Origin of the sequence: Bradyrhizobium genomosp. I (2014), from assembly GCF_000261685.1 — a bacterium.
In the GTDB taxonomy this organism is placed as follows: Bacteria; Pseudomonadota; Alphaproteobacteria; order Rhizobiales; family Xanthobacteraceae; genus Bradyrhizobium.
Genome location: NZ_AJQE01000188.1, coordinates 1 through 9593, shown reverse-complemented (window position 1 = coordinate 9593; position 9593 = coordinate 1). Strand labels below are relative to the sequence as shown.

Below are 9593 nucleotides of genomic sequence, written 5' to 3'. Positions count from 1 at the left end.
GGGGCCCCCGCCGCAACCGGCTGCTCGGCCTGTGGGCGGCCGAAAAGCTCGGCATCACCGGTGAAGCCGCCACCGCCTATGCCAAGGAGGTGGTCGCGTCGGATTTCGAGGAGGCCGGCGATGCCGACGTCCTGCGCAAGCTGACGGCCGATTTCGCCGCCAGGAACGTCGCCGTCACCGAGCAGGCGATTCGCGCCAAGATGAGCGAGCTGCTCGCGGTGGCCGCCGCCGAGGTGAAGGCGGGGAAGTGACACGAAATGTCATTCCGGGACGCGCGCCAGCGCGGACCCGGAATCTCGAGATTCCGGGTTCGATGCTTTGCATCGCCCCGGAATGACAAGGGTCTGGCTCACTCCTCCTTGAAGCCGTATTCCGGCACGTTGCCGCTGGCGCCGTAATATTTGTACGGCAGGAACTTGCCGCTCATGGTGATCTTGACGCGATCGCCCTTCGGGTTGGGCAAGCGCTCCATCACCATGTCGAAATCGATCGCCGACATGATGCCGTCGCCGTACTCCTCCTCGATCAAGGCCTTCCAGGCCGGGCCGTTCACCATCACCAGTTCATAGAAGCGATAGATCAGGGGATCGGTCGGAGGCATGGGCATGCCGCGCATCGGCGTCTCGTTGAGCATGGCGACTTCGGCCTTCGACAGGCCGAACAGTTCGCCGGCATTGGCGGCCTGCGGCTTCGTCAATTTCATCTGGCCGAGGATGGCGCCGACGATCAGCACTTCGGAATAGCCGCCGATCTTCTCGCAGATGTGCTTCCAGCTCCAGCCCTTCTCGCGCTTGATGTCGAGCAGCTTCTCAGTGAGGTCTTCGCGTTTCATGTCAGGGTCTCCTTGCTAGGCGCTCAATCCGGGATTTGTCCCCGGCATCCAGGTCTGTCGTGGCTCTTCGCCGGTCGATGCGATTGAAAGGCCGGGCTTGCCGATGGGCACCAACGGCACGTTGCGCGGATCGTGATCGGGTGTCTCGGCGGCAAAGGTCTTGCTTCGCGTCACCAGGAAATCGATGATGTGGTTGCGCAAGGCGTAGTACAGCGGATGGCGGTGCAGATCGATGCGGCCGCGATCTCGAGGCAGCGGGTTCTCGACGACCTCGGCCAGCACCGCCCCTGGACCATTGGTCATCAGGAAAATCTTGTCGGCGAGATAGATCGCCTCGTCGACGTCATGGGTGATCATGAACGCGGTCTGCCCGGTCTCGAGGCATATGCGCCGCACCTCGTCCTGGAGCGTGCCGCGCGTCAGCGCGTCGAGCGCGGAGAACGGCTCGTCCATCAGCATCATCTTCGGCGTGATCGACAGCGCCCGCGCGATGCCGACGCGCTGCTTCATGCCGCCCGACAGCTCCGACGGACGCTTGTGCTCCGAACCTGTCAGTCCAACGAGATCGATGAAAGTCTGCGCGTGCGCCCTCACCTTGGCGCGATCCCAGCTCCGCCATTTCGAGCTCACGGCATAGGCGACGTTGCCGAGCACGGTGCGCCAGGGCAAGAGCGCGTGGCTCTGGAAGATCACGGCGCGGTCGAGGCTGGTGCCCGCGATCGCCTGGCCGTCGACGATGACGGCGCCCTCGCTCGGCGCATCGAGGCCGGCGAGGATGTTGAGCACCGTGGTCTTGCCGCAGCCGGAATGGCCGATCACGCAAGCGAACTCGCCCCGCGCCATCGAGAGCCACAGGTTCTCGAACACGGTTGTCGTGGCGCCGCCCGCGCCGGGATAACGCTTGGCGATGCCTTCGATGGAGACGAATTTGTCGGTCATGTGTAAATCTCGTGTCCCGGGCGCGGTGCGCCACGCAGTGGTGCGCCGCAGAACCGGGACCCATGTTGCGGCAATGGGTCCCGGCTCTGCACAGCGGCACTTCGCGCCGCAGTGCGTCCGGGACACGGCTGAGTCTGTGTCGTCGCCATCGCCCTACTCCGGAAACGTGACCATGCGCGTGAAGCGCGCGAGGATCTGGTCGAGCAGCATGCCGACGACCCCGATCAGCAGGATCGCGATGATGACGTTGGTGATCGAGAGGTTATTCCACTCGTTCCAGACGAAATAGCCGATACCGGTGCCGCCGACGAGCATCTCGGCGGCGACGATCACGAGCCAGGCAATCCCGATCGAGATGCGCATGCCGGTCAGGATCGTCGGCGCCGCCGCCGGCAGGATCACGGTGAAGGCGCGCCTGACGGTCCCGACCTCGAGCGTGCGCGCGACGTTGATCCATTCCCTGCGCACGCTGGCGACGCCGAACACAGTGTTGAGCAGCATCGGCCAGATCGAGCAGATGAAGATGACGAAGATCGCCGAAATCGAGGAATCCTTGATGGTGTAGAGCGCGAGCGGCATCCAGGCCAGCGGCGAGATCGGCTTGAGCACCTGGATGAACGGATCGAGCGCCTTGCTCAGCAGCGGCGACATGCCGATCAGGAAGCCGAGCGGGATGGCGACGAGCACGGCGAGCAGATAGCCGGCGCCGACTCGCGCGATGGAATAGCCGAGCTGGATTCCGAGCCCCTTGTCGTTCGGCCCGTTGTCGTAGAACGGCCGCTTCAGATGGTCCCAGAGCTTGGCGCCGACATCGAGCGGCCCTGGCATCGCTGATTTGCCCTGCGTCGCGGTCAGCCCCATCAGCTTGGCGTATTCCGGGCTCATCGTCGTCACCGGCGCAGTCGAACGCGTGGCGAGGTGCCAGACGCCGAGAAACGCGGCGAGCAGCACGATGGAGACGAGGCCGGCACGGAGACGGAGGGAGCTGTTCATCTCGTATATCCCAGGTATCGTGTCCCGGGCGCGGCGCAGCGCGAAGCGGTGCGACGTAGAACCGGGACCCATGCGGCCCGACCGGGTCCCGGCTCTGCGAAGCAGCACACCGGACGATGCTTCGCATCGCCGGGAGTGCTGCATCGCGTCCGGGACACGAGATCGGCGCCCATCATCACGACGCCTTCCTGATCTTGAAGCCCGCCAGATAGTCCTCCGGCTTGGCCGGATCGAACGTCTTTCCCATCACCGCGAACGATTTGTAGGCGCTTGCAGGCGGCGAAAGCCCCATCTCGGTCATCAGCTTCTTGGTGTCGGTGGCGAGGTACACCTGCTCGGCGATCGCCTTGTAGTCGACGTCTCCCTTGATCTGGCCCCAGCGCTTCATCTGCGTCAGCATCCACACTGCAAAGGACTGCCAGGGGAACGGATCGAAATCGACGCGCTTGGGATCGGTCTTTACCCCGCCGAGGCCGTCGGCATAGGTGCCGGTCAAGACCTGCTCCAGCACCGTCACCGGCGCGTTGATGTAGTTGGCCGGCGCGATCGCCTCCGCGATCTGCTTGCGGTTCTCGGCCTTCGACGCATAGGCGGTGGCATCGACGATGGCCCGTGTCAGCGCCGCAAAGCTGTTCGGCGCAGTCGTGATGAATTCGCGGCTGGCGGCGAAGCTGCAGCAGGGGTGGCCGTCCCAGATTTCCTTGGACAATATGTGCATGAAGCCGACGCCGTCATAGATCGCGCGCTGGCAGATGTTGTCCGGGGCGAGGAAGCCGTCGATGTTGTCGGCGCGCAGGTTCGCGACCATTTCGGGCGGCGGCACCGAGCGCAGCTGCACGTCGGTATCAGGGTCGATGCCGTGCTCGGCGAGATAATAGCGCAGCAGATAGTTGTGCATGGAATAGTCGAAGGGAATGGCGAACTTCAGTCCCTTCCAGCTTTTCGGGTCGCGCTTGTCCTTGTGCTTCATCGCAAGCGTGATGCCCTGCCCGTTGATGTTTTCGATCGCGGGGACGGCGAAGGGAATGGCGTTCGAGCCGAGGCCGAGCGAGATCGCGAGCGGCATCGGCGCCAGCATGTGCGCGGCGTCGTATTCCTTGTTGATGGTCTTGTCGCGGACTACGGCCCATCCCGCGGTCTTGACCACTTCGACGTTGAGGCCGTGCTTCGAATAGAAGCCGAGCGGCGCCGCCATGATGATGGGTGTCGCGCAGGTGATCGGGATGAAGCCGACCTTGAGGTCCTTTTTCTCGGGCGCGCCTCCTTGCGCGAACACTTCGGTCGCGGTCTGAAGCGGGAAGAACTGCGACAGCGCCGCAAGCGCGGTCGACGCACCGACCGATTTCAGGAAGGCGCGGCGCGCCATATCTTGCGGAAACATCGCGCGCATCACCGCGGACGCGACGACACCTTCGTAGCGCTTGTCCTCGCTTTCGATGGGTTCGCAGCGCAGGGCCGACTCGGCCTGCTCGTGCTCCAGGGCCGAACGATGCTGGCCACAGGCGCAGCCGGCTCGAAGGTTGCGGTCGGGATCAAACGGATTGTCGAACGTGGACATCGGCCCTCCTGCGCGTCATTGCGAGGAAGAATTAGGCAAGGAGCATGCCACGGCCGCCGGATCGGTCAGTGCCTTGATGACGCAGCACTTTCCGCGACGCTTGGCCGCTACGAAAACTCGTGATAAACGAGATTTCGTAGCTCAATTACGAGATCTCGCAATGGCAACGACGCCAATGCCCGTCCACGATGATGCGGCTCCCGCCATCGACCCGCGCATCGCAGCCTTCGAATCCTCGGTCGAGGCGACGCTGCTGATCGACCCCTTCGGCGACCAGATCGTCGATGCCAATCCCGCTGCCTGCGCCCTGCTCGGCTACGACCGCGCCCTGCTGCGGCAGACCAGGGCCAGCACGCTGCACGCCGGCGAGCTTCCAGCCCTCACCGTCTTCACCCAGGCCGTGCTGCACAAGGGCGCCTACTGGACCACGGCCCTCAATCCCCGCCATGCGACCGGGCAAAATCTCCGGCTCGAATATGCCGGTTGCCGGCTACCGCATGACGGGCGCTCCCTGCTGCTGCTCACGCTGACCGATCTCGACGCGCGCCGCCGGCGCAATGTCGATGCCGCCGCCGAAGATCACATGCGCAGCGGCATCTCGACATGGCAGCGGGTGGAGCGCGTGTTCCAGGACATCGAGCGCGAGAACCAGCTGATCCTGCGCGCCGCCGGCGAAGGCATCTATGGCGTGAACGCGGAAGGAAAGACCACCTTCGTGAACCCCGCGGCGGAGCGGATGCTGGGCTGGACCGCCGAAGAGCTGGTCGGCAAGGAGATCCACCCGATCGTGCACCACACCCACCACGACGGCCGCCATTATCCCGATCACGACTGCCCGATCTATGCGGCGTTCCGCGACGGCGCCGTGCATCAGGTCGACGGCGAGGTGTTTTGGCGCAAGGACGGCTCGCCCGCCTGGGTCGAATACACCTCGACCCCGATCCGCGACCGCGGCGTGGTCGTCGGCGCGGTCGTCGTGTTTCGCGATGTCAGCCAGCGCCGCGAGGCCGACGAGAAGCTGCATGCGGCACTCGCCGAAGTCGATCGCCTGCGCGAGCGGCTGGAATTGGAAAATGCATACCTGCAGGAGGAGATCCGGATCGAGACCAATCCGCGCGGCATCATCGGTGGAAGCGAGGCGATCCAGAAGACGCTTCGCCAGGTCAAGCTGGTGGCGCCGACCACGGCGGCGGTGATGATCACCGGCGAATCCGGCACCGGCAAGGAGCTGATCGCGCGCGCCATCCACGAGGATTCCACCCGCAGCGACCGGCCGCTGATCCGCGTCAACTGCGCCGCGATCCCGCGCGAATTGTTCGAGAGCGAGTTCTTCGGCCATGTCCGCGGCGCCTTCACCGGCGCGACCCGCGACCGTATCGGCCGCTTCGAGCTCGCCAACGGCGGCACGCTGTTCCTGGACGAGGTCGGCGAAATTCCGATCGAGCTCCAGGGCAAGCTGCTGCGCGTGTTGCAGGAGGGCCATTTCGAGCGTGTCGGCGAGGCGCGCACCCGCGCGGTCGACGTCCGCGTCATCGCCGCGACCAATCGCGACCTCAAGCAGGAAGTCCAGCGCGGCCGTTTCCGCGAGGACCTCTATTTCCGCCTCAACGTGTTTCCGATCGAGACCGTGCCCTTGCGCGAACGGCGCGAGGACATTCCGTTGCTCGCCCAACACTTCCTGACGCGCGAGGGCAAGGCGCTGAAATCGAACCTGCGTCTGTCGGAGGGCGATGCGCGGCGGCTGACCCGCTACGACTGGCCCGGCAATGTCCGCGAATTGCAGAACGTGATCGAGCGCGCTGCGATCCTGTCCCAGAACGGCCGCCTGCGCATCGATCTGCCTGACGCCTCCGGCGCGCAAGTTCCGCCCGGCGCCGCGCGCCCGAAGGCCGATGCGCGCCCGGCGGTCATGACCTCATCTGAGATGCGCGACCACGAGCGCGGCAACATTCTCGCCGCACTCGAGGCCTGCGCCGGAAAAGTCTTCGGTCCCGGCGGCGCCGCCGAAATGCTCGATATCAAGCCGACCACACTGGCCTCGCGGATCAAGGCGCTCGGGATTGCGCCCCGTCCGCCGCATGCGGCCCATCCTTCGAGACGCCCGCCATAGGCGGGCTCCTCAGGATGAGGGCGGAGTGCGCGGCAACGGAAGCAACAGACACCGATGCCGCTTAGCCTCATCCTGAGGAGACCGCGAAGCGGTCATCTCGAAGGACGAGGCGCTTGCTCAGGCCGCCTTGGTCGTCACGTCAGCTGCAATCGGCAGCCCCTGCTCGATCGGCAGCGAGGGATCGCGCGACCATTCGTTCCAGGAGCCGAAATACATCCGCACGTCCTTCACGCCCGCGTTCTTCAGTGCCAGGAACGTGTTCGAAGCGCGTGCCCCCTTGAAGCAGTAGAGATAGACCGGCGTGGTCTGCGAGATGCCGACCGTGGCGCATTCGGCCAGAATCTCGTCCTTGGACTTGAAGCGGGGGCCCTCGGCGGTCGGCTTCATCATCCGATACCATTCCAGCCACACCGCGCCGGGAATGCGGCCCTTGCGCGGGCAGAAATCCTTCCCGTAGGGAGAAGAGCTGTCGCCGATCCACTCGTCGACGTCGCGCACGTCGAGGATGGCGATGCCGGGCTTGCCGACCGCGCCGAGCATGGTCTTGGCGTCGATCAGGATCTCGCCCGCCTCCGGCACGATCGCGAACGATGCCTGTGCCGGTGCCGGCACGTCCTTCGTCACCGGGAAGCCCGCGGCCGACCAGGCATCGAAACCGCCATGCAGCACCTTCACCTTGGGATAGCCGAGCATGGTGAGCAGGTAGTAGCCGCGGCAGGACTGACCGAAGCCCGAGTTCATCGACTGCTCGTAGATCACCGCAGTCTCCTTGCCGGACAGACCGGCCGCACCGAACGCGTCGGCAAATTTCGTCTTCAGCTCGGTCATCCCCTCGGGCGTCGAGGTCGCGAGGAAGGTGAAGATCTCATGGACGTTGACGGCGTTCGGAAGATGCCCGGCGGCATAAGCGTCAGGATTGCGGGTGTCGATGACGACACACGGTTCGCTCTTCAAGAGATCGGCAAGTTCGACGGCAGTGATCAGGACGTCAGTCATGGCAGCCTCTCCGTTGAGGTTGGGGGTCTTCAGGGTCGTCTTGGGGTGGACTCGTAAAGCTCAGGAATCCGCGAGCATCTTGCGCAGCTGCTTGGTGGCAGGCGTGACGATCGCGACGAAATAGGCCTCGCGCATGCGCCGCTGCGCGCGGTGGCTCTTCAGGTAGCCGCGCGCGCCACAATGCAGCATCGCCGCATGCGCCGCCGTGACGCTGGCCTCGCCGGCGCGAAGCCGCAGCGCAATCACCTTGCGCCAGTAGGTTTCCTCCTCGTTGTAGGGATCGCGCGCCAGCGCCATGGTCTCGGCCTCGAGCTCGGCGGCGAGATCGCGGAAATGCACCGGCTGCTGCGGCAGATAGCGGTTGATATGGCCGAGAGGACTGTCGACCTCGTCCATGATGTTGATGCAATCCTTGATGAGGCCGAGCGCCATGCCGGCCTGGAGCAGGATGAAGCCGGCGCGGATCTTCTTGACGAAGGGCCCGGCGGGATCGGCCAGGATCAGCTCGTCCGGCACGAAGGCGTCGCGGAACTGCACCCCGTAGGTGCCGGTGCCGTCCATGGCGAGAAACGGCTTGCACGGCGTCAGCGTGATCGCAGGGTCCGAGCAGTCGGCCAGGAACATGACCGTGCGGGGCTCGCCTTTTGCGATGCCCTGATCGTCCTCGCGCTCGAAGATCGTGCCGAAATAATGATCCGGGCCGAGATTGGAGACCCAGGGCAGCGCGCCACGCACGATATAGCCGCCATCGACCTTGCGCCCCTTCAGCTTCAATTTCTCGATGCCGAAGAAGCTCTTCATCGGGTTGGAAAGTCCGGTGCCGCCGAGCACGCGCCCCGTCGAGAAGGCATCGCCGAAGCGCTTGGCGAGCTTCAGGTTCGTCGAGTTCGCCGCGTACCAGACCAGGGTGTCCTGGCACCAGGCCATGAAGGCCGTGGCCCCGCAGACTTCCCCAATCGCCGCCATCGCCTGGATGGCGCAGCGCAGATCCGCCGGGCCTTCGTGGGGCACGTGACTGCCCCACGCTCCGACCACACCGAACCTGCGCAGCACCTCGGCCGGATAGACCGTACCGTCGTCGATGCCAGCGGCGAGCGGCGCGAGCTGCTCGCGCGCGATCCGCGCCACCTCGCCCACAATGGACGGTGCGGGCTGATCCAGAACTTCGACCCGCGATAAAGCCAGTGAACCCATGATCGTCTCCCGCACCTTGTCCTGCCTGCAGCTAGATGCCGACCTCGAGATTGACCGGGCGGGTGAAGGTGTTGGCGACCGGCGACCATTTCTTCACATGAGCCACCAGCGCGTTGATCTCGTCCGGCGAGACGCCCTCGCATTCCATGTCGACCTTGACGCGGACATCGGTGAAGCCGACCGGCTTGTCGGAGGTGTCGCCCGTGCCCCAAACCGCGGTGATGTTGAGATCGCCTTCGAGCTCCAGTTCGAGCTTGTTGACGATCCAGCCGCGGTGCACGGCATTGGCATGCAGGCCGACCGCGAGGCAGGAACCGAGCGCGGCAAGCGAGGCTTCGGACGGATTGGGCGCGGTGTCGTCGCCCAGCAAACCCGGCGGCTCGTCGACGATGTACGGCGACAGGTTGCGGATATAGTTGGCGTGGCGGAATTTTCCTTCCGCGATTGTCTTGCACTTCAAGGTCTTGATGACCTTCGGATTCGCCTTGCCGTTGGCGATCAGCTGCTCGAGCCCATTCTTGTCGATGGGTGCGAGGCACCCCGTCAGCACTGTCTTTTGAACGACGGCAGTCATCAGTCTTCTCCCTGGCAGAAGTGGAAATCGGCAGGATACCGAACGGTCTGTTTCCTTGCATGGAGCGTGCCAGACGAGGCCAGAAACGAAATACGAAGCATTGGAGCCGCTTAGCGACCGCTGCCTGCGGATTGATCAGCCCTCTCCTGCTCAAAGGCGAAGCAGATGCGTGAGCGGATGCGAATCTTTTCGGCGCCAAACAGATGCGGCTTGCTGATGCGGCGCGGCTGCGATTAAGTTGCAGCTCATGGCAAAGACGTCATCTAAGAAGAATTCGAACTCGCCCCACGCCGGCGCCGGCGACGATGAATCCGCGCGAGGGCGCCTGCTCAGCGCCGCGTCGCATCTGTTCTGCAAGAACGGCATCAACGCGACCGGCATCGATGCGATCATCGAG

Annotated in this window: 9 protein-coding genes and 1 pseudogene; 3 read left to right on the top strand and 7 right to left on the bottom strand. The window is 64.6% G+C overall.

The genetic code is table 11. The features are described 5' to 3' along the window. Positions 1–251 (top strand): DUF1476 domain-containing protein (locus IC50_RS18040; protein WP_035707546.1); only part of this gene is annotated, 251 nt, incomplete at its 5' end. Positions 252–349: 98 nt separating this feature from the next. Here IC50_RS18040 and cynS read toward each other — a convergent pair. From cynS to IC50_RS18020, 4 genes are all read right to left on the bottom strand, one after another. Further along, positions 350–832 (bottom strand): cyanase, encoded by a 483-nt coding sequence (gene cynS, locus IC50_RS18035; protein ID WP_050991028.1) that lies wholly within the window; start codon positions 830–832, stop codon positions 350–352. A 15-nt stretch (positions 833–847) separates the two neighbouring features. Beyond that, a complete protein-coding gene (locus tag IC50_RS18030; RefSeq protein WP_035707543.1) occupies positions 848–1771 on the bottom strand; it encodes an ABC transporter ATP-binding protein in 924 nt (307 codons plus the stop codon). A 153-nt stretch (positions 1772–1924) separates the two neighbouring features. Then, the gene (gene ntrB, locus IC50_RS18025; RefSeq protein WP_035707540.1) at positions 1925–2764 is read right to left on the bottom strand and encodes a nitrate ABC transporter permease; all 840 of its coding nucleotides are present in this window, start codon (positions 2762–2764) and stop codon (positions 1925–1927) included. A gap of 175 nt (positions 2765–2939) precedes the next feature. Continuing rightward, complete coding sequence (locus IC50_RS18020) at positions 2940–4322, bottom strand: CmpA/NrtA family ABC transporter substrate-binding protein (protein ID WP_035707537.1); 1383 nt, start codon at positions 4320–4322, stop codon at positions 2940–2942. A gap of 160 nt (positions 4323–4482) precedes the next feature. On the opposite strand from IC50_RS18020, the gene IC50_RS18015 reads away from it, so the two are divergent. Next, entirely contained in the window at positions 4483–6432 is a 1950-nt protein-coding gene (locus IC50_RS18015) for a sigma 54-interacting transcriptional regulator (RefSeq protein ID WP_035707534.1), read from the top strand. 117 nt (positions 6433–6549) lie between these two features. Here IC50_RS18015 and IC50_RS18010 read toward each other — a convergent pair whose 3' ends face one another. From IC50_RS18010 to IC50_RS18000, 3 genes are read right to left on the bottom strand one after another with little or no spacing between them, the layout of a single operon-like run. Next, complete coding sequence (locus IC50_RS18010) at positions 6550–7428, bottom strand: sulfurtransferase (protein WP_035707531.1); 879 nt, start codon at positions 7426–7428, stop codon at positions 6550–6552. Between the two features lie 60 nt (positions 7429–7488). After that, positions 7489–8622 carry an acyl-CoA dehydrogenase family protein gene (locus tag IC50_RS18005; protein WP_035707528.1) on the bottom strand — a complete coding sequence of 378 codons (1134 nt, stop codon included), beginning with the start codon at positions 8620–8622 and terminating at the stop codon, positions 7489–7491. Positions 8623–8653: 31 nt separating this feature from the next. After that, on the bottom strand, positions 8654–9196 hold the full coding sequence (locus IC50_RS18000; RefSeq protein WP_035707525.1) for an OsmC family protein: 543 nt from the start codon (positions 9194–9196) through the stop codon (positions 8654–8656). A gap of 247 nt (positions 9197–9443) precedes the next feature. Between IC50_RS18000 and IC50_RS43125 the strand changes: the two are divergent. After that, a pseudogene (locus IC50_RS43125) lies at positions 9444–9593 on the top strand (TetR/AcrR family transcriptional regulator); the annotation flags it as partial.